Origin of the sequence: Luteimonas padinae (assembly GCF_014652935.1) — a bacterium.
GTDB lineage: Bacteria > Pseudomonadota > Gammaproteobacteria > Xanthomonadales > Xanthomonadaceae > Luteimonas > Luteimonas padinae.
Genome location: NZ_BMZT01000002.1, coordinates 161,071 through 180,186, shown reverse-complemented (window position 1 = coordinate 180,186; position 19,116 = coordinate 161,071). Strand labels below are relative to the sequence as shown.

20 protein-coding genes and 1 tRNA gene are annotated in these 19,116 nt (G+C 71.1%); 14 read left to right on the top strand and 7 right to left on the bottom strand.

The genetic code is table 11. The features are described 5' to 3' along the window. The first annotated feature begins 29 nt into the window (after positions 1-29). From IE168_RS02695 to IE168_RS02630, 14 genes are all read left to right on the top strand, one after another. Positions 30-2,564: an MtrB/PioB family outer membrane beta-barrel protein gene (locus IE168_RS02695; protein WP_189494964.1), complete on the top strand. Its 2,535-nt coding sequence runs from the start codon at positions 30-32 to the stop codon at positions 2,562-2,564. Then, positions 2,561-3,373: a c-type cytochrome gene (locus tag IE168_RS02690; RefSeq protein ID WP_189494962.1), complete on the top strand. Its 813-nt coding sequence runs from the start codon at positions 2,561-2,563 to the stop codon at positions 3,371-3,373. The genes IE168_RS02695 and IE168_RS02690 overlap by 4 nt, the downstream gene beginning before the upstream one ends. Positions 3,374-3,457: 84 nt before the next feature. Then, positions 3,458-3,904 carry an azurin gene (gene azu, locus IE168_RS02685; RefSeq protein WP_189494960.1) on the top strand — a complete coding sequence of 149 codons (447 nt, stop codon included), beginning with the start codon at positions 3,458-3,460 and terminating at the stop codon, positions 3,902-3,904. Between the two features lie 171 nt (positions 3,905-4,075). Then, the gene (locus IE168_RS02680) at positions 4,076-4,825 is read left to right on the top strand and encodes a heme ABC transporter permease (RefSeq protein ID WP_189495294.1); all 750 of its coding nucleotides are present in this window, start codon (positions 4,076-4,078) and stop codon (positions 4,823-4,825) included. After that, positions 4,822-4,998: a heme exporter protein CcmD gene (gene ccmD / locus IE168_RS02675; protein ID WP_189494958.1), complete on the top strand. Its 177-nt coding sequence runs from the start codon at positions 4,822-4,824 to the stop codon at positions 4,996-4,998. Before IE168_RS02680 ends, ccmD begins: the two co-directional genes overlap by 4 nt. Further along, on the top strand, positions 4,995-5,483 hold the full coding sequence (gene ccmE, locus IE168_RS02670; RefSeq protein ID WP_189494956.1) for a cytochrome c maturation protein CcmE: 489 nt from the start codon (positions 4,995-4,997) through the stop codon (positions 5,481-5,483). Before ccmD ends, ccmE begins: the two co-directional genes overlap by 4 nt. Beyond that, positions 5,483-7,414 (top strand): heme lyase CcmF/NrfE family subunit, encoded by a 1,932-nt coding sequence (locus tag IE168_RS02665; protein ID WP_189494953.1) that lies wholly within the window; start codon positions 5,483-5,485, stop codon positions 7,412-7,414. Before ccmE ends, IE168_RS02665 begins: the two co-directional genes overlap by 1 nt. After that, positions 7,411-7,998, top strand: coding sequence for a DsbE family thiol:disulfide interchange protein (locus tag IE168_RS02660; protein WP_189494951.1), 588 nt, complete (start codon positions 7,411-7,413; stop codon positions 7,996-7,998). Before IE168_RS02665 ends, IE168_RS02660 begins: the two co-directional genes overlap by 4 nt. Further along, positions 7,995-8,489, top strand: coding sequence for a cytochrome c-type biogenesis protein (locus IE168_RS02655; RefSeq protein WP_229823030.1), 495 nt, complete (start codon positions 7,995-7,997; stop codon positions 8,487-8,489). The genes IE168_RS02660 and IE168_RS02655 overlap by 4 nt, the downstream gene beginning before the upstream one ends. Then, positions 8,489-9,571 carry a tetratricopeptide repeat protein gene (locus IE168_RS02650; RefSeq protein ID WP_386660220.1) on the top strand — a complete coding sequence of 361 codons (1,083 nt, stop codon included), beginning with the start codon at positions 8,489-8,491 and terminating at the stop codon, positions 9,569-9,571. The genes IE168_RS02655 and IE168_RS02650 overlap by 1 nt, the downstream gene beginning before the upstream one ends. A 64-nt stretch (positions 9,572-9,635) precedes the next feature. Further along, a complete protein-coding gene (metX, locus tag IE168_RS02645) occupies positions 9,636-10,751 on the top strand; it encodes a homoserine O-acetyltransferase MetX (protein WP_189494947.1) in 1,116 nt (371 codons plus the stop codon). A 79-nt stretch (positions 10,752-10,830) separates the two neighbouring features. After that, positions 10,831-11,442, top strand: a complete 612-nt coding sequence (locus tag IE168_RS02640; RefSeq protein ID WP_189494945.1) for a cysteine dioxygenase family protein — start codon at positions 10,831-10,833, stop codon at positions 11,440-11,442. 30 nt (positions 11,443-11,472) lie between these two features. Next, positions 11,473-11,559 (top strand) — tRNA-Leu (locus IE168_RS02635). Between the two features lie 203 nt (positions 11,560-11,762). Next, positions 11,763-12,590: an NRDE family protein gene (locus IE168_RS02630; protein WP_189494943.1), complete on the top strand. Its 828-nt coding sequence runs from the start codon at positions 11,763-11,765 to the stop codon at positions 12,588-12,590. Between the two features lie 13 nt (positions 12,591-12,603). On the opposite strand, the gene IE168_RS02625 is transcribed toward IE168_RS02630, so the two are convergent. From IE168_RS02625 to IE168_RS02595, 7 genes are all read right to left on the bottom strand, one after another. After that, a complete protein-coding gene (locus tag IE168_RS02625; protein WP_189494941.1) occupies positions 12,604-13,005 on the bottom strand; it encodes a hypothetical protein in 402 nt (133 codons plus the stop codon). A 227-nt stretch (positions 13,006-13,232) separates the two neighbouring features. Further along, the gene (locus IE168_RS02620) at positions 13,233-13,700 is read right to left on the bottom strand and encodes a hypothetical protein (RefSeq protein ID WP_189495290.1); all 468 of its coding nucleotides are present in this window, start codon (positions 13,698-13,700) and stop codon (positions 13,233-13,235) included. A gap of 5 nt (positions 13,701-13,705) precedes the next feature. After that, complete coding sequence (locus IE168_RS02615) at positions 13,706-13,906, bottom strand: PspC domain-containing protein (protein WP_189494940.1); 201 nt, start codon at positions 13,904-13,906, stop codon at positions 13,706-13,708. Continuing rightward, positions 13,903-14,967: a class III poly(R)-hydroxyalkanoic acid synthase subunit PhaC gene (gene phaC / locus IE168_RS02610; protein WP_189494939.1), complete on the bottom strand. Its 1,065-nt coding sequence runs from the start codon at positions 14,965-14,967 to the stop codon at positions 13,903-13,905. Before phaC ends, IE168_RS02615 begins: the two co-directional genes overlap by 4 nt. 1 nt (position 14,968) lies before the next feature. Beyond that, positions 14,969-16,351 carry a class III poly(R)-hydroxyalkanoic acid synthase subunit PhaE gene (gene phaE / locus IE168_RS02605; RefSeq protein WP_189494937.1) on the bottom strand — a complete coding sequence of 461 codons (1,383 nt, stop codon included), beginning with the start codon at positions 16,349-16,351 and terminating at the stop codon, positions 14,969-14,971. 61 nt (positions 16,352-16,412) lie between these two features. After that, positions 16,413-17,033 (bottom strand): CDP-alcohol phosphatidyltransferase family protein, encoded by a 621-nt coding sequence (locus IE168_RS02600; RefSeq protein ID WP_189494935.1) that lies wholly within the window; start codon positions 17,031-17,033, stop codon positions 16,413-16,415. 109 nt (positions 17,034-17,142) lie between these two features. Then, the gene (locus IE168_RS02595) at positions 17,143-19,017 is read right to left on the bottom strand and encodes a 3-hydroxybutyrate oligomer hydrolase family protein (protein WP_229823029.1); all 1,875 of its coding nucleotides are present in this window, start codon (positions 19,015-19,017) and stop codon (positions 17,143-17,145) included. Positions 19,018-19,116: the final 99 nt, after the last annotated feature.

Below are 19,116 nucleotides of genomic sequence, written 5' to 3'. Positions count from 1 at the left end.
GGCGCGGACGACGCGCAGGAGGTCACACCATGAGCCCTCGTAACCGCACGATCGCACGCCGCCACCCGTTGGCCCTGGCGCTGCTGGGCGCCCTCGCCTTCCCGGCGGTGGCGCAGGACAGTGGCGTCGGCGTCGATCTGCAACTCGGCAATGCCTTCGACCCCTCAGGCACCGCCGCCAGCGGCTGTTCCGCCGACGGCATGAGCTGGCTGACCGCCGCACGCAAGCGCACGCCCAGCGGGCACCTGTATCCCTGCGTGCCGGACTTCGGCCAGCCGCGCGAGCTCGACGGGGGCTGGCTGTTCTCGGGCAGCCTCGGTGTCGGCTACATCCACATCAACGACGAGAACAACACGAACTGGCTGCGCTTCAACGACTGGTCCGACGGCCTCGTCGCGCGTCTTTCGCTGGCCTACACGCGACCGGCCGACGGCAGCCATGTCGACGTGCGCGGCAGCCGGATCAATTCCGACAACCAGTACGTCAAGGCCACCTGGGGCCGTGCCGGCCATTTCCGCCTGGAAGCCTTCGGCCGCAGCCAGCCCAACGTCACCAGCGGCGCGGCGCGCTCGATCTGGGACGGCGTGGGCAGCGACTACCTCGCCCTGAAGTCGGGGCTGACGCCCGGCGGCAGCACCCATGCCGAAGTCGCCGCTGTTTCCGCGGGCACCTCGCCCCAGGTGCTGAAGGTCGTGCGCGACAAGTTCGGCCTGTCGGGCAGCTACATGTTCAGCCGACAGCTGAGCGCCTACTTCGGCGCCAGCCACGAGCAGCGCGAGGGTGCGCGACCGTTCGGCGGCCCGTTCTTCTTCGCCTACATCGCCCCCGGCTTGGGCGGCGCCTACGAGACGCCGCGTCCGATCGACGACAGCACCTTCAACTTCAACGGCGGCCTGCGCTATGCGGGCAACGAATGGAACTTCGACGTCGGCTACAGCGCTTCGATGTTCCGCAACGGCAGCCGCCGCTTCAGCTACGAAGTGCCGTTCGGGTTCGCGGCGCTGGTGCCGGGCTTCGACAACTTCCCGCTGACCCTGGGCGAGTTCGCCTACGAGCCCGAGAACGATTATCACAACATCCGCGCCACCGCGACGCGCAAGCTGGAGGGCAACGGCCAGTTCAGCCTCACCGCTTCGTACTCGACCTCGCGCCAGGACGACGACCTGCTCGCACCGATGAACTGCGCCAGCGGCAACCAGTTCGGCCTGACCGTGGCGCCGTTCGCCTTCGACTGCTCCGACTGGAACACCACCGCCGCGCTCTCGCAGCGCAGCGCCGACCTGAAGATCGACAGCACCCTGGTCAATGCGCGACTGGTCCTGCAGCCGGCCGACCGCGTGACCGTGCAGGGCAACCTCAAGTACCACCGCCAGGACTACAAGGGCGATTACTTCGCCTACAACCCGCTCACCGGCCAGTATGGCTACATCGCCGAAAACGGCGCCCAGGGCAGTTCGGTTCCGCTGGAAATGGGCGTCTGGGACCCGGTGCTGTTCCCGAGCGTGCTGACCCGCGTGCGCAACCTCCCGCTGGACAAGGACATCCTCGAGGCCCATGCCGCGGTCGACTGGCGCGTCAACGACAAGAACACCCTTGGCGCCTCGCTGACCTTCACCCGCACCGACCGCGACCACCGCGAAGTCGAGCGCCAGGAGGACACCCTGGTCAAGCTCACCTGGAGCAGCCGCGCGATCGACGACGTGACCCTGCGCGCCAACTATTCCTACCTGGACCGCTCCGGCAGCGACTATAACTACGACCCCTACCACTTCACCTACTCCACCGACCTGCCCGGCTTCGTCGATGACGGCAACCTGCCGCCGCACACCGTCGCCGGGCTGCGCAAGTACGACGTGGGTGACCGCGAACAGCACAAGGCGACCCTGATCGCGACCCTCGCGCTGCCCGCCAACCAGACCCTGTCGGGCACCCTGCGCGGCGACTGGAACGACTACGACGCCGACTTCGGCCGCCAGGACTACGACAGCCTCGGCGCCAGCCTGTCCTGGGACTGGCAGCCCGACGAGCGCACCACCGCCAACGTCTTCCTGGGCTACGACCGCTCGGAGCTGGGCGTGGCCAACGTCAACGAGCTCGCCGCCTTCGGCAACGATCCCGTTCTTGGCGGCGACAGCTACCTCGACGCCGGCCGCTGGTGGGTGGACGACGACCAGCGCAACTACTACGCCGGCATCAACTTCAGCCGGCGCTTCGAGCGCAGCCAGCTGGACCTGGGCTGGAACTACAGCGACTCGCGCGGCGAAACCGGCTACCGCTTCGACTCGGCCGACGCGCTTGCGTATCCGGCGCTCGCGGCGCTGGCGGGCAACGGCTTCTCGCCGATGACGCACCGGGTCAACAGCTTCAGTGTCACCTGGACGATCCCGCTCCACCCGCGCATCGACCTGCGCCTGTTCGACACCTATGAAACGGCGAAGCTCGCCGACTGGCACTACTTCGGCTTCGAGGAAGGACTGGTAACCTCCAACCGCGTGTACCTGGACAGCGGCCCTTCGGGCTATTCGGTCAATATGGTCGGCGCGATGCTGGAGGTGCGGCTGTGAGCCGGCGCGTGACGGGCCGGCACGCGCGGGCGGGCCTGCTGGCGCTGGCCGCCACGATCACCCTCCTGGCCGCCGCGACCGCGCCCGCACAGGATGCCGGTGCCACGGATGCCGAAGCCGACGCAACCGCCGAAGAAGCACAGGTGGCAACCGACGGCCCCCGCTACTTCGACCTCAGGCGCATCACCCCGATCACCGGCGACCCGGCGCGCGGCAAGGAAAAGTCGGAGCTGTGCAGCGCCTGCCACGGGCAGGACGGCACTTCGGTGGTCCCCATCTACCCCGATATCGCCGGCCAGAGCGCCGACTACATGTACTGGCAGCTGGTGAAGTTCAAGGACGCCGGCTTCGGCGGCACGGTGATGGCGGTGGCCGTGGAGAACCTCGACGAGCAGGACATGCGCGACCTGGCGCTCTACTACGCCAGCCTGCCCTACGCCGGCAGCCCGCCGGAGCCGGGCGAGGACGCCGAAGAGCCGCGCGACCCGGCGCTGCTGGCGCGTGGCGAGCAGCTCTACCTGCACGGAGACCCCTCCGCGGGCATTCCGCCCTGCCAGGCCTGCCACGGCGCCGATGCGCGCGGCCACCCCCGCGCCCGCGAGGTCGACGCCGCCGGCTTCACGCCCTACGCCGCCTATCCGGCGCTTCGCGGGCAGCGCGACGCCTACCTGATCACCCGGATCGGCGAGTACCAGGACGGGAAGCACACCAATCTGACCACGGATTTCGTCATGGGCGGGGCCGCGAAGCACCTGGACAAGGCCAGCGTCGAAGCACTGGCCGCGTGGCTCTCCTCTCTGCCGCGCTGAGACCGCTCAGGCGGCGTTCGGCTCGTTGCGGATAAACTGTATTTGCAATTACACTTGCACCATCATCCATTCCGGAGACACGACATGCTTCGCAAGATCCTCCTCGCCTCGTCGCTCATGCTGGGCGCGCCTGCCGCGATGGCCGCGACCTGCTCGGTCGACATCGAGGGCAACGACATGATGAAGTTCAACGTCGCCAGCATCGACGTCAGCAAGAGCTGCAAGGACTTCACCATCAACCTCAAGCACGTCGGCAAGCTGCCCAAGGCCGCGATGGGCCACAACGTGGTGGTCGCCGCGACCGCCGACATCAAGGGCATCGACAGCGACGGCATCAAGGCCGGTGTCGCCAGCAACTATGTCAAGGCCGGCGACGCCCGCGTGATCGCCGCTTCGCCCCTGGTCGGCGGCGGCGAGAGCACCTCGGTGACCTTCCCGGTGTCCAGGCTCGACGGCGGCCCCTACTCGTTCTTCTGCACCTTCCCCGGCCATTCGGCCCTGATGAAGGGCACGATCAACCTGACGCCCTGAGCACGCGCGTCCGTCGCTTCGGCGGGATGGCCACACCGGCCATCCCGCTCGCTTGGCCCGGAGGGCCAAACCTGAAACAATGCGCTGACGCGCGCCGAGGGCGTCCGCCGAGGCCCTGAGCAGGCAATCCGCGGCCTGCCCACCTCCTGCCAGCGAAAACCGATGTCCGACATGAATCCGGTGATCCGCTGGTTCCACCAGCTGGGCTCACCGCCCTACTTCGACCGCTTCGCCGCCCGCTGGGCCCCCTGGGGCCATGGGCTCGGCCTGCTGGTCATGGCCTGGGGCGTGTACGGCGCGCTGTTCCAGGTGCCCGCCGACTACCAGCAGGGCGACAGCTTCCGCATCCTCTACATCCACGTGCCCGCGGCCTGGATGAGCCTGATGGTGTTCGGGCTGATGGCGCTGTACTCCGCGATCGCCCTGGTCTGGCGGATCAAGCTGTGCGAGATCCTGGCCATGGCCTGTGCGCCGATCGGCGCCGCCTTCACCTTCGTCACACTCGCCACTGGTTCGATCTGGGGCAAGCCCATGTGGGGCACCTGGTGGGACTGGGATCCGCGCCTGACCAGCCAACTGGTGCTGCTGTTCCTGTATCTGGGCGTGATCGGCCTGTACCACGCCATCGACGACCGCCGCACCGCCGCGCGCGCCGCCGGCCTGCTGGCGCTGGTGGGCGTGGTGATGCTGCCGATCATCCGCTACTCGGTGGTGTGGTGGAACTCGCTGCACCAGGGCCAGACCATCCGCGTGTTCGGCGAATCCTCGATGGACCCGAGCATGATCCCGCCGCTGGTGTGGATGCTGGTCGGCACCAAGCTCTGGTTCGCCGGCTCCCTGCTGGCGCGCGCGCGCGCCGACAACCTGCAGCGCGAAGCCGGCAAGGACTGGGTCCGCCGGATCACCGAGAGCGTGAAATGAGCTATCGCGAATACGTCGTAGCCGCCTATGCGGTGTTCGTGCTGATGCTGGCCTGGGACTACGTCGTCCCGCGCCTGGCCATCGCGCGCCAGCTGCGCGCCGCGCGGAGGCTGGCCGCGCGCCGCGCCGCGCGTCCCGCCCGCAGTGCAGCCCCCACGGAGCTTGGTCGATGAATCCCACCCGCCGCAGGCGCTTCTGGTTCGTGCTCGCCATCGTCGCCGCCGCCTCGCTGGTGGCGGTGCTCGTGGCCATGGCGCTGCAGCGCAACGTCGCCTACCTGTTCACGCCGGCCGAGGTGCTCGACGGCCGCGCGGGCGCCGACGTGGCCTCCGGCGCAAGCCGCTTCCGCCTGGGCGGCATGGTCGCCAAGGGCTCGTTCGAACGCCCGCCGGGTTCGATGGAGGCACGCTTCATGGTCAGCGACGGCGACGCGCTGCTGCCGGTGGTCTATTCCGGCATCCTTCCCGACCTGTTCCGCGAGAGCCAGTCGGTGGTCGCCACCGGGCGCATGCGCGCCGACGGTACCTTCGTCGCCGACGACGTGCTGGCCAAGCACGACGAGACCTACGTGCCCAAGGAAGTGGCCGACAAGATGGGCCTGGCTCACGAGAAGCACAACGTCGACGTGCCCGCGCCAGTCGCCGAAGGCCCGCGCTGATGCTGCCCGAGGTCGGCCAGGCGGCGCTCGCGCTCGCGCTCGCGTTCGCCGTCGTGCAGGGGCTTGCCGGCCTGGTCGGTGCCGCCTGCGGCCGCCAGGACCTCGCCGCGGTCACGCGCCCGACCGCCCTCGCGCAGCTGGTGCTGGTGCTGGCCGCATACGTCCTGCTGACACTCGCCTTCGTGCTGCAGGATTTTTCGGTCAAGTACGTCGCCGACAACTCCAATTCGCTGCTGCCGCTCATCTACCGCTACACCGCGGTCTGGGGCTCGCACGAGGGCTCGCTGCTGCTGTGGTCGCTGATGCTGGCGGCCTGGAACGCCGCGGTGGCCGTGGCTTCGGCCAGCATCCCCTGGAGCTTCCGCGCGCGCGCCCTGGGCGTGATCGGCCTGGTCGCGGTCGGCTTCCTGTCGTTCATGGTGTTCACCTCGAACCCCTTTGAACGCCTGCTGCCGGCGGCGGCCGAGGGCCACGACCTCAATCCGCTGCTGCAGGACCCGGGGATGATCATCCATCCGCCCCTGCTGTACATCGGCTACATCGGCTTCGTGGTGCCGTTCGCGTTCTCGCTGGCCGCGCTGCTGGAAGGCGCGGTCGATGCGCGCTGGCTGCGCTGGTCGCGGCCCTGGACCAACATCGCATGGGCCTTCCTCACCGTGGGCATCGCCATGGGCAGCTGGTGGGCCTATTACGAGCTCGGCTGGGGCGGCTGGTGGTTCTGGGATCCGGTCGAGAACGCGAGCTTCATGCCCTGGCTGGTGGGCGCGGCACTGATCCATTCGCAGGCGGTCACCGAGAAGCGCGGCAGCTTCGGCAGCTGGACCATACTGCTGTCCATCGCCGCATTCTCGCTGTCGCTGCTCGGCGCCTTCCTGGTGCGCTCGGGCGTGCTGACCAGCGTGCACTCCTTCGCCGCCGATCCCTCGCGCGGCCTGTTCATCCTGGTCTTCCTGGGCGCGGTGATCGGCGGCGCGCTGCTGGTCTACCTCACCCGCGCACCGCGCCTGGCGCAGGGCAAGCCCTTCGCCGCCTCGTCGCGCGAGACCCTGCTGCTGGTCAACAACCTGCTGCTGGCCTCGGCCTGCGCGATGGTGCTGCTGGGCACGCTGTATCCGCTGATCGCCGATGCGCTGGACCTGGGCAAGGTGTCGGTCGGCCCGCCCTATTTCGGCACCCTGTTCCTGGTGCTGATGGCGCCACTGGTGCTGCTGGTGCCCTTCGGCCCGCTGACGCGCTGGCAGCAGGACCAGGCCTCGAAGCCCTTCGCGCTGCTCGCGCCCTGGCTGGGCCTGGCCCTGCTGCTGGGCGTGGTCGCCTGGTTCAAGGCGCCGCAGGGTGCGATCAAGTCCGGCCTGGGGGTGTTCGCCGCCGCCTGGGTGGGCCTGGGCACGCTGCGCTTCGCCTGGACGCGCATCCGCGCCAAGGGCCGCGCCTTCACGCCCGAGATGCTGGGCATGGTGCTGGGCCATCTCGGCATCGCCGTGTTCCTGGTCGGCGCCCTGCTGGTGGAGGCGCAGAACGTGCTGCGCGAAGTGCCGATGTCGCCGGGCGCCAGCGAGACCATCGGCCGCTACGCCTTCCGCTTCGACGGCGTCGAGCGCGTCCAGGGCCCGAACTACATCGCCGACCGCGGGCACGTGCAGGTCTTCCACGACGACAAGCCGCTGGTGCTGCTGCACCCGGAAAAGCGCGCCTACGCCAGCGGCGGCCAGGTGATGACCGATGCCGGCATCCACGCCGGCGTGCGCGCCGACGTCTTCGTGGCCCTGGGCGAGCCCTTGGGCGGCGACGCCTGGGCCGTGCGCCTGCACATCAAACCCTTCGTGCGCTGGATCTGGGCCGGCGCGCTGCTGATGGCACTGGGCGGGGTGATCGCGGCCACCGACCGCCGCTTCCGCCTGCCGCTGAAGGCGAAGGAGGAGCCGCGATGAACACTCCACACGCGCCTGGAACCGCCCCTTCCGGCGGGCGCGGGCTGCTGGCCGCACTGCTGGTCGGCGGCTTCGTGCTGCTGCTGGTGCTGCTCGGCTGGGGCGTCAGCCGCTCCGACCGCCCCGACCGCGAATCACTGCCCTCACCGCTGATCGGCAAGCCGGCGCCGGAGTTCTCGCTGCCGGTCCTGCACGATCCCGGCTACCGCATCGGCAGTGGGGACCTGCGCGGCAAGCCCTACCTGATGAACGTCTGGGGCAGCTGGTGCCCGGCCTGCCAGGTCGAGCACCCGGTGCTGGCGCGCTACGCCGAGACGAAGAAGATCCGCGTGGTCGGCTACAACTGGAAGGACGAGCCCGAGGACGCGCTGCGCTGGCTTGAGCAGTTCGGCAATCCCTACTGGGTCGTGATCGCCGACTACGACAGCGACGCGGCGATCGAATGGGGCATCTACGGCGCACCCGAGACCTTCCTGGTCGATGCCGACGGCATCGTGCGCTGGAAGCACGTCGGCCCGCTGAGCGACGAGCTCGTCGACGAGGTGCTGGCGCCGATGGTCGAAGCGATGGAGGGCGGCGGATGAATCTGCGACCGGCATCGTTTCCGATCGCCATGCTGCTCGGCGCGGCCCTGACGCTGCTGCTGGCCGGCGCGCTCGCCATCGCGCCCGCGCCGGCGCGCGCCCAGGTCACGCGCCCGGCACAGCCGCTGGAATTCCACGACCGCGCGGAGGAGCAGCGCTTCCACAAGCTGACCCTCGAACTGCGCTGCGTGATGTGCCAGAACCAGTCGCTAGCCGATTCCGACGCACCGATCGCCCACGACCTGCGCCGCGAAGTGTTCAACCTGATGCGCGAAGGCCGCAGCGACGCCGAGATCAAGGCCTTCCTCGTCGACCGCTACGGCGAGTTCGTGCTTTACCGCCCGCAGTTCGGCGGCGGCACCCTGCTGCTGTGGCTGGGCCCGGCGGTGGTGCTGCTGGCCGGCGCGGCGGTGGTGGTCGTCGTCGTGCGCAGGCGCGCCGCCGGCAACCGCGCCGCGCTCGATCCCGTCGACGACGGACAGGAGTGGTGATGGCCAGCGTCTTCCTGCTCACGGTCCTGTTCGTATCGCTGCTGGCCACCGCCCTGGTGGTGGCGCCGCTGCGGCGCGGCTCGCCGCGCACCTGGCTGGTGCTGCTCGCGGCGGTGCCGCTGCTGACAGTCGGCCTGTACCAGCTGCTGGGCACGCCGGCTGCGCTGGATCCCGCCGTCCGCGCGCCGTCCGCGGATGGTTTCGACGCCACCGCCCACGCCGATCCCGCGCAGTTCGCCGAAGCCGTCGCCGAGCTTCGGGCGGAGCTGGAGCGCAATCCGCAGCAGCCGGAAGGCTGGGCCCTGCTGGCGCGTTCGCTGTCGGTCCAGGGCGACCATGCCGGTGCGCGCGACGCCTACGCGAAGGCGCAGGCGCTGGTGCCCGACGAACCGGCGCTGATGGTGGAACTGGCCCAGGCCAGCGCCCAGGCGCATTCGCAGAACCTGTTCGATGACGAGGCCCTGGCCCTGCTCGAGCGCGCGGTCGCCCTGCAGCCATCCAACCAGCGCGCGCGCTGGTTCATCGGCGTTGCCCAGCGCCAGCGCGGCCAGGATGCCGAAGCGGCCGCGACCTGGGAGGCACTGCTGCCGGAGGTCGATCCATCCACCGCGGCCAGCCTGCGCAACCAGATCGCCGCGGCACGCACGGCTGCCGGCCTGCCCCCTGCGGCCCAGGCCGCTACCGCGGGCGCGGGCACCGCGGCGACGGCCGGCAACGCCCCGGCGGTGGCGACCACGGGTGGTCCCGGCCTGCGCGTGCGCATCAGCCTGGCGCCGGGCGTCGCCGAGCGCCTGGGCGGCCGCGGCACCGTGTTCGTGATGGCGCGCGCGCCCGACGGCCCGCCGATGCCCGTGGCCGCCGAGCGCCACGAAGTCTCCGCCCTGCCCCTGGACATCGTGCTCGACGACAGCGACAGCCCGATGCCGACGCAGGCGCTGTCGCAGCTCGCCACCGCCCTGGTATCGGCGCGGATCTCCGCCGGCGGCACGGTGGAGCGCAGCGCGGGCGACATCGAGTCGGCACCGGTCACGGTATCGCTGCCCCACGACGGCGTCGTGGAGCTGGTGCTGGGCGGAAAGTGACGCGGTGCCTCCGGGGGCCGCGACCCTGTCCGGCGCCACGGCCGTCGCCGTTAGACTTGACGGCATGACCGAATTCATCCCGCCCGGCACGCGCTGGATCGAGCTGCCCGCCGGCTTCGCCATGAAGCGCGGCGGCGTCCTGCCGCAGGGCCGCATCGCCTACGAGACCTGGGGCCGCCGCAACGCCGCCGGCGACAACTCCATCCTGATCCTGACCGGGCTGTCCCCCGACGCGCACGCCGCGGCCAGCGAGGACAATCCGGCAGCCGGCTGGTGGGAGGCCATCGTCGGTCCGGGCAAGGCGGTGGACACCACGCGCTGGCACGTGGTCTGCGTGAACTCGCTGGGCAGCTGCAAGGGCTCCAGCGGTCCGGCCTCGATCGATCCGGGCACCGGCCAGCCGTACCGGCTCGCCTTCCCCGATGTCTCCATCGAGGACGTGGCCGACGCCGCCGCGCACGTGGTGCGTGCGCTGGGGATCGAGCGTCTGGCCTGCGTCATCGGCAACTCGATGGGCGGGATGGCGGCACTGGCGCTGCTGGCGCGGCATCCCGGCATCGCGCGCAGCCACGTCAACGTGTCGGGCGCGGCGCGCGCGCTGCCGTTCTCGATCGCCATCCGCTCGCTGCAGCGCGAAGCCATCCGCCTCGATCCGGACTGGAACAACGGCGACTACGACGACGCGCGCTACCCCGAAAGCGGCATGCGCATGGCGCGCAAGCTCGGCGTCATCACCTACCGCTCCGCGCTGGAGTGGGACGGCCGCTTCGGCCGCGTGCGCCTGGACTCCGACCGCCGCGACGACGAGGATCCCTTCGGCCTGGAGTTCGAGGTCGAAAGCTATCTCGAGGCGCACGCGCGCCGCTTCGTGCGCAACTTCGATCCCAACTGCTACCTCTACCTCAGCCGCTCGATGGACTGGTTCGACATCGGCGAATCCTGCGGCGGCACCACGGCCGAAGGCCTGGCGAAGATCCGGGTCGAGCGCGCGCTGGCGATCGGCGTGCACACCGACATCCTGTTCCCGCTGCAGCAACAGGAGGAGATCGCCGACGGCCTGCGCGCCGGGGGCTCGGCGGCGGAGTTCCTGCCGCTGGAGTCGCCCCAGGGCCATGACGCGTTCCTGGTGGACTTCGCGCGCTTCTCGCCCGCGATCGGCGGCTTCCTGGCGGCGCTGTGAGTCCCGCACCGGGGCGCTGCGCGCCGGGGATGCTGCGCCGCGGCGCGGGCAGCGGACGGGCCGTCGTACACTCGACGCCATGAGCAAGCCCAGCGATCGCGCCGGCGGCGCCTTCCCCGACGTCCCGTTCCCCGGCCGCGAGCGCCTGCTGGCGGGCATCGACCAGGCCCTGGCGGCCGGCGACTGCCGCGCGGTCACCGCGGCGCTGCGCGGGGTGCTGTGCGAGCTGATCCGCGACCCCGGCGTGCGCCTGCCCGACTGCGTGCACCAGCCGATCGAGGACCATTACGCGCGCCGCGAGCTCTATCGCAGCCCGGAACACGGCTACAGCGTGGTGGCCATGACCTGGGGCCCGGGCCAGGGCACCCCGATCCACGACCACGCCGGCTGCTGGTGCGTCGAGGGGGTCTGGGAAGGCGAGCTGGAAATCACCCAGTTCGAGCTGCTGGAGCGCGACGGCGACCGCTTCCGCTTCCGCTCGGCCGGCGGCATGCAGGCGGGGCCCGGCAGCGCCGGCAGCCTGATCCCGCCGCACGAGTACCACACGATCCGCAATGCCGACTCCAGCGCCATCGCGGTGTCGCTGCACGTGTACGAGGGGCCGCTGGAGCAGTGCTCGCGCTTCGAGGCGGTATCCGGCGAATGGCACCTGCGCATGGACAGCACCCTGCGCACCGACGAAGCGGCCTGAGCATCCGCTGCCGCTATACTTGGCGCCCGCGCCGGAATGGCGGAATCGGTAGACGCAGCGGACTCAAAATCCGCCGCCCTTAAAAGCGTGAGGGTTCGAGTCCCTCTTCCGGCACCAGCGTAGGATTTTTCTGACCCCGCGACGGGGCCAGCGCCGATACCGTCGCCGGGCCTTCGTCCGCATCATGTCCTGACCGGCAGCACAGCGCACCAACGGACGGAGCGCCGCCTACAGGGACGTACGGCCGTGGCCACTGGCCACGGTGCTGGGCCGGAAACCTCTTTCGCGCACCGGGCGACTCCTGCGACTACGATGGCCGCATGTGCCTGATCGCGCTCGCCTGGCGCCAGCATCCACGCTGGCCCCTCGTCATCGCCGCAAACCGCGACGAATTCCACGCCCGTCCCACGGCAAGTGCCGCCCCCGATCCCGACGCGCCTGCGGTCTACGGCGGACGCGACCTCGTGCAGGGTGGCGGCTGGCTGCAGGTGTCCGGGCGTGGTCGGCTGGCGGCGGTCACCAATGTGCGCGACGGCCATGCCGCTGGCGTATATCCGCGTTCACGGGGATGGCTCGTGCGCGATTTCGTGCGTGGCAACCTGTCCGCCAGGGCCTTCGCCGCAGGCCCCGCCGCCAGCGATGGCCACGGCCCCTTCAACGCGCTGTTCTGGGACGGCGCCTCGCTTGTGCATGCCAGCAACCATCCCCGCACCGGGCACGCCGATGTGGCGCCCGGCATCCACGCCATGTCGAACGGCGCCTTCGACGCACCGTGGCCGAAGAGCACGGCGGCGACGCGGGCGCTCGATGCCTGGCTGCGCCCGATGGCCGGCCTGGTCGAGCCTCCGCGGACGATCGACGCGTTCGAGCCGCTGTTCGACGCGCTCGCCGACACCGCGGTCGCGCCGGACGCCCTGCTGCCCGACACCGGGGTGGGACTGGAGCTCGAACGCATGCTCTCCCCACCCTTCGTCCGCGGCGAGGCCTACGGCACCCGCTGCAGCACGCTGGTCGTGGTGGGCGGCGGTGCTGCCGTCTTCGTCGAACGGCGTTTCGGACCCGCGGGCCGTGTCCTGGGTGACAGCCTTGCCTTGGTGCCGCTGGATTCGGGCCTGTCGAATCCCGGCATGCGGGAGCACGCTGGCTGAAGCGCGGCCCCCGTCAGGGCGAACTGGCCCGGCAGCGCAGCGGCGCGCTGTGTTCCAGGCCCTGCTCCCAGCCGTTCGGCCGGCGCAGCGCGATGGTGTCGTTGATGCAGGCGCGCTCCGCGCCGTCGCGCATCGCCGCGATCGGGCCGGGCAGCAGCACGACGTCGCCGCCGCTGCTCTGGCCGACGGTCACCACGGCCGCGTCGTCCGCTGCGGGCTCCGGCTCCGCTTCACCTTCGTCCGCGTCGCGCGCCGCCGATGCAACGGCTGCCGCGGGCTCGTCATCCTCGGCAAAGGTCGCGCCGGCGACGTGGCGCACGATGTCGGCCAGCAGGATGCCGGAGGCTACGGCGAGCAGGATCGGCACGAACAGCGACCAGGCGCTGCGACCGTCACGCAGGAAGAATCGGTTCATTGGCGGCTGCCCTCCGGGAATCGCCAGAGTAGCGCTTCGCGGGGGGCTCGAAGCATCGGGTCAACCCGAGGTCGCGGCCCTGCTGTGGACATATGAAAGGCCCAGTCGTCCGGGATGTTCCCGGGCGGCTGAGCCTCTCGTCGTCGAAGCGATTGCCTTGGGCTGTCGGGCCGTCCGGCTTTTTCTTCGACGGTTGCGACCTTACCGGAGTCGCCGTTAGCTCGACGTCAATCCACGCGACCGTCCATCGGCGGCCGCGGCCATGGCCACCAGCCGCGGCCGGTGAGTGCGTAGCGGTCGGCGGCGCGCTCGAAGCGGTTGCGCACGCCGATGCCGCCGCACAGGAAGTACAGCGGCAGGAACAAGGGCCCCAGCGCCATGTACTGCAGCACGTGCGCGCGCTCGTGGTCGACCAGGCGCACCGAGGGCTGCTCGCACAGGCCCGCCCGATGGGCGTAGGTCAGGCAGTCGCGGTCGAGGCTGTCGCCGGTGTGCAGGATGACGTTGCCCAGGGTGAGCGCGCCGCCGGGTCCCCAGGGCACGCCGTCGAAGACGAGGGCGAGCTCGGGGCCGCGCAGGCGCATGCGGGCGCCGAATGGCAGCGCGGCCAGTCCGACGGCCAGGCCCACCAGCGTGTTGGGCAGCGTCCACGCCAGGCCGAGGACGCCGGCGACAAGGCGCGCCGCGCGCCGCAGCGCGCTCAACCGTCCTCGGGCATCAGCAACCACAGCACCAGGTAAACGAGGATGCCGGGGAATGCGGCCGACAGCACCGAGGCCACCACGTAGACCACGCGCAGCAGGGTCGAGCTCCAGCCGAAGCGGCGCGCGATGCCGCCGACGACGCCGGCGAGCACGCGGTCGTCGAGCGGACGGGCAAGCCGGGGACGCTCCACGTTCATCGCTGCGCCAGCCAGCCGTGGATCGCGTCGGGCACTTCCTTCTGCGCGCGGCCGGAGACGTAGATGCCGATGTGCCCGCCGCGGAAGGACAGTTCGGAGTAGTCGTCAGTGCCGACCAGCCCGCGCAGCGGCTTCGACGCCGACGGCGGCACCAGGTGGTCCTGCTCGGCGTAGATGTTGAGCACCGGCATTTCGACCATGCCCAGGTGCACCTCGCGGCCGCCGATCTCGATGCCGCCCTCGACGAAGCCGTTGCGCTGGTAATACATGGCGATGAACTGGCGGAAGGCCTCGCCGGCCTGGTCGGGCGAGTCGAAGATCCACTTCTCCATGCGCAGGAAGTCCTCCATCGCCGCACGGTCGTCAAGGATGTCGGCCATGCCGACGTACTTCTGCACGAACAGGCGCCAGGGCTTCAGCGTCAGGTAGCACATGTTCATCAGGTCGGCCGGCACGTTGCCCAGCGTGTCGACGAAGAGGTCGACATCCATGCCGCGCGTCCAGTTCGACAGCATGTTGTCCGGCGTGTGGAAATCCACCGGCGTGACCATGGTGATGAGGTTGCGCACCTTCTCCGGGTTGAGCGCGGCGTAGCTCAGCGAGAACGCGCCGCCCTGGCAGATGCCGAGCAGGTTGACCGCGTCCACGCCATGCGCTTCGCGCAGGTGGTCGACGGCGCCGCCGATGAAGCGCTCGATGTAGTCCTCGAGGTCGAGGAAGCGGTCGGAGCGGTCGGGATAGCCCCAGTCGATGATGTAGACGTCCTGGCCGCGCGCGAGCAGCTGCCGCACCAGCGACTTGTTGTCCTGCAGGTCGACCATGTATGGCCGGTTGACCAGCGCGTAGGCGATCAGCAGCGGCACCTCGGCCGTAGGCCTGCGCTCGCCGATGAAGCGGTAGAGCACGACCTTGCCGTCGCGCCAGACCTCCTCGCGCCGCGTGGCCCCGAAGTCGACGTCGTCGACCTCGCGCAGCACCTGCAGGCCGGCGGCGAGCTTCTGCTGCAGGCGCATCGCTTCTTCGGCGAGCCCCGCGGGAGTGATGTTGAGCGGACCGTACATGTCAGCGCTTCCCCTTCTTCGCGGACTTGCCCGCGGACTTTCCGGCCGTCTTCCCCGAGGACTTCTTCACGGCTGACTTCGCTCGCTTCGCTGCCTTCGCATCCTTCGCGGCCTTCTTCGCGATCGGTTCCGGGGCGCGCGGCACGGCGCCGGAGATCGCGCCGCCGAAGCCGCTGCGTGCGGACGACGCGCGCTTCGCAGGCGCTTTCGGCGCGCGGGCGGCTGTGCCGGTGCCTGGAGCCGCCGCCGCGGTGCTACGCCGCGTTGTCGCGGCCGGGGCGGTCGGGGCGCGCCGCGTTGCCCCCGTCGTGGTTCCGGCACGCATGGGCTTCCGCGAGGCGCGCTCCCCGGCAGCGCTGGCGCCTCCGCCCCGCTTCGACACTGACCGGGCCCGGGTTCCTGGCGACGTGCCGGCCCCGGTCTGCGACGGCGGATCCCCGGACTGCCGACGCACGCCTTCAGGCCGCGGCGGACGGGCCAGCACATCGCGCAGCCTGCGCACTTCGCGCTCGAGCTGCGCCAGCTTGCGGTGGGCGCCATCGAGCTCGCTGCGCGTGGGCATGCCCAGCAGCGCGCTGGCGTCCTCCACCATGCGCTGCACGCCGGCGCGCACGCGCATCTGCGCGTTCACCAGCCGGCCGTAGACCTCGCGGAATTCGGGCGACAGCGCGATCTCCGCATAGGCCTCCTCGGCGGCATCGATCCAGAGATCGAACAGCGCGCGCGCCGACTGCAGCTGACGTCCCGGCTCCTCGTGGTCGATCAGCCGGTTCTCGAAAATCAGGAACGCCTCCTGCTGCGCCTTGGCCATCAGCGCGGCATAGGCGCTGGACGCCTGCTGATACTCGGCCATGTGCCCGGCCAGCTGCTGCATGCGCTCCTGGTGCTCGCGGCCGGCGCCGAACGCCGGCATGCGCAGCCAGGAGGCGCTTTCGTCGCGCATCGATTGCAGCCAGGGCGATGCGTCCTCGACCCACTGCTCCAGGCCCTGCAGGCCGTGGCCGCGCAGCCTGCGCAGCATCTCCGGGAACGGGTTCTCGCCGGCGGCGCCCAGCGCTTCCTTCCACGCACGCGCGACGTCCACCGCGTTGTTCTCCTGGCCGGCGAACCGCGCCGCCACCTCCTGCATGCGCGCGTACCACTGCCGCGCCTGGCGGTTGAAATGGCCGACCGCGTCGTCGGCCTCGGCGCGGCCGCCGTGCGCGAGCCGCGCCCACCAGTCCAGCGAATCCTGCCAGGCCTCGACGCCCGGCGGCGGCACGTGCGGCCCGCCCATGCCCGGGATCGCGCCCATGCCCGGCGCCGCGGCGCGCAGCGCGTCGCCCCATGCAGCCCAGTAGCGCCGCGCCAGCGACTCGAAATCGTCCCGTGGATTGCCCTGCATCGCCCGCCTCCGTCCGCCTGGCCCGATCATAGCAACCGCGCATGGCGGCGCCAGCGCCGGCTCAGGGCTTAGGGATGCGCAGGGTCTTGCTGATCATCAGCGAGCCCGACAGCGCGTACACCAGCACCAGCGGATGCAGCTGCCAGGGGCCGAGCTGCCACTGCCCGAACCAGATCGCGTCGCCGATCGCGCCCTGCCACGCGGCCACCGCCAGCAGCCCGACGATGGCGACGCTGGTCGGGATCGGCGTACCTTCGAAGTACTTCACCTTGTCGCCGCCGTCGGCCAGCGTTTCGGCGGTGACGTTGTAGCGCGCCAGGCGGCTGACGCCGCAGCCGACGAACCAGCTCAGCACCACCCAGTCCCAGCCGCCCTGCAGGCCGCAGGCATAGCCGAGCGCAGCGGGCGCGACGCCGAACGAGATCACGTCGGCCAGCGAATCCAGCTCGCGGCCCAGCGTCGAGGCCACCTTGCGCCAGCGCGCGATGCGCCCGTCGAAGGCGTCGAAGACGAAGGCCAGCGGGATGAGCGCCATGCCCAGCAGCAGGTCGCGGACGCCGCCCTCCTGCAGGTAGCGCATCGCCGCGAAGATCGCGCCGGTGCCGCAGAAGGCGTTGGCGAGGGTGAACCAGTCCGCGAGGTGGAAGTCGCGGAGCATCGAGAAGTGGCGCTGGCGGGTCATGGGCGTTCCGGTGGCCGCGAAGGCATCCAGCATGCCAAACCCGGCGTGGACGCGGTTGCAATGTGCACGCACCGCTCGCGGCCGGGCGGCCCGGCCAGGACGGGCGTGCTCAGCGCGGCATGACCAGGTGCGAGGCCTCCAGCGCCGCCGCTCCGCGCGGCGTCGCGTCGATCACGGCGTCGGCCGGCAGCGCCGCGCCGTCGAGGTGCGCGTCGACCCGCTCCAGCGCCTCGTAGACATACGGCAGCAGCGGCAGGTAGCGCGCGCCGTAGTCGGGCAGCGCCAGGAAGCCGTCGAAGTGCTGCACGTTGCGCACCTGCCAGTAGCGCACGTCGCGGCCGGCGGCGCGCGCGTGGGCAACGTAGGGCGCGCTGCTGAAGGCGACCGGGATCAGGCCGTCGTCGAGGCCGTGCACCACCACCACCGGCAGGCCTTCGCGCGGCGGCGCGGCGCGGGTGGCGGCAATGCCGGCGCGCACGCGGTCGGCGTCGGTGCCCTCGCCCGTCCACAGGCCGCGCAGGCACTGCAGGCCCTTGAGCGTCAGGTCGGGCGGCGCGATGCCGGCATCGACCAGGCCCACGCCCGAGCCCGGCGGGATGCCGCTGGCATCCGGCCACCAGGCCGCGCGCTCGGCGGCGGTGGCCGGGCGCGGCACGAAGTCGCTGCCCTGGGCGGCGAAGGAGAATCCGCACGGCCCCTCGCCCACGCCGTAGCGGCCGTAGGCGCTGGCATAGGTCGCGGCCACCGCGCGCCACAGGTCGAAGCCCGCGGAGAGCGCGCCGGCGCGCAGCGCCTCGGCGGTCCAGCCGGCGGCCTCGAGCAGGTCGCGGGCCTGGCGCGCCTGCGCGGCGGTGTCCGCGCCCGACAGCACGCCCTCCGCCGCCAGCGAGGCGCAGCGCGCGGCGTACAGCGGCTTCACCTGGTCGAGCAGCGGCGGCTGCGGGAGGTTGTCGACGGCCGACAGCGCGCAGGGCATCAGCAGCGCGGCCTCGGTGGTGTAGTCGTAGAGCGTGCGCGCACCGGGCGCGTCGACGTACACATTGGGCTCGCCGGCGACGACGGCGTCGAGCCAGTCGCCCTCGAGCTCCGCCGCGCGCAGCACCGCACCGCCACCGTTGGAGATGCCGACGGCGATCACCCGGGTGTTGTCGAAGGTGAAGGGCGCTTCCTCGGGCAGAGCCTCGTCCAGCGCGTGCAGCGCGAACTCCGCGGCCTGCTTCACGTGGCGGCCCCAGTCGGCCTCGGGATTGTCCTTCGAGTGCGCGTGCTTGAAGGCGACGCCCTTCGCCGCCGCCGGCGCGTCCGGTGCGAAGGCGAGGTCGGCAGCGTCGCGCCCGGCCACGCGGCCGTCGGCGCCGAAGCCCAGGCCTGCGTCGAGATCGAAGTAGTCGCTGCCCGCACCCTTGTCGGTATAGGCCACCGCGCAACCGCGCGGCAGGCCCCAGGCGCCGGCGACGGCGATCGAACCGTAGATGCCGCGCGAACCCGACGACGCGGTCACCACAACGCAGCGCTTCGCGGCGTCGAAGGCATCGGGCAGCTGCACCAGCACGCGGTGCGGGTGCTTCGCGCCGGGGACGGTCGCATAGGCCGAAAACTCGCGCCCGGGCACCTGGGCCACGCTGCCGTACAGCGTGCCGTAGCCGCCGCCGGGGCCGAGGTCGGCGATGCCGCGCCAGCTGCTCCACAGTGCGCGGCGGCGGAGTTCGGCGACGGTCGGCGCTTCGGCGTCGGCGAAGGCCGGCGGCACCATCTGGCGCAGGCCGTCGATGCCCAGGCCGGCGGTCAGCAGGTCGTCGCCGTCGCGGTGGATGCTGCTGCGCGCGTGTTCGAACATCAGGGTCTCCGTGGCCGCCGCACCGGCCTCGGCCGCGCTGCGATCGGGAGTCGCCGCGCAGCCGGCGAGCGTGGCCAGCGCCAGGGTCGCGGCGGCGAGCAGCAGCGCCCGCGGCGCGGTCGGGGTGTGGTGCAGGTTCTGGCGCACGGAAGCCACCTCAGGGTACCGGGAATGCCCTGCACCGTAGCAGTCGCCCGTGGCGGCGGCATCGTACGTTTGTACGCAGGGAAGCGAAGCAGGGATTTG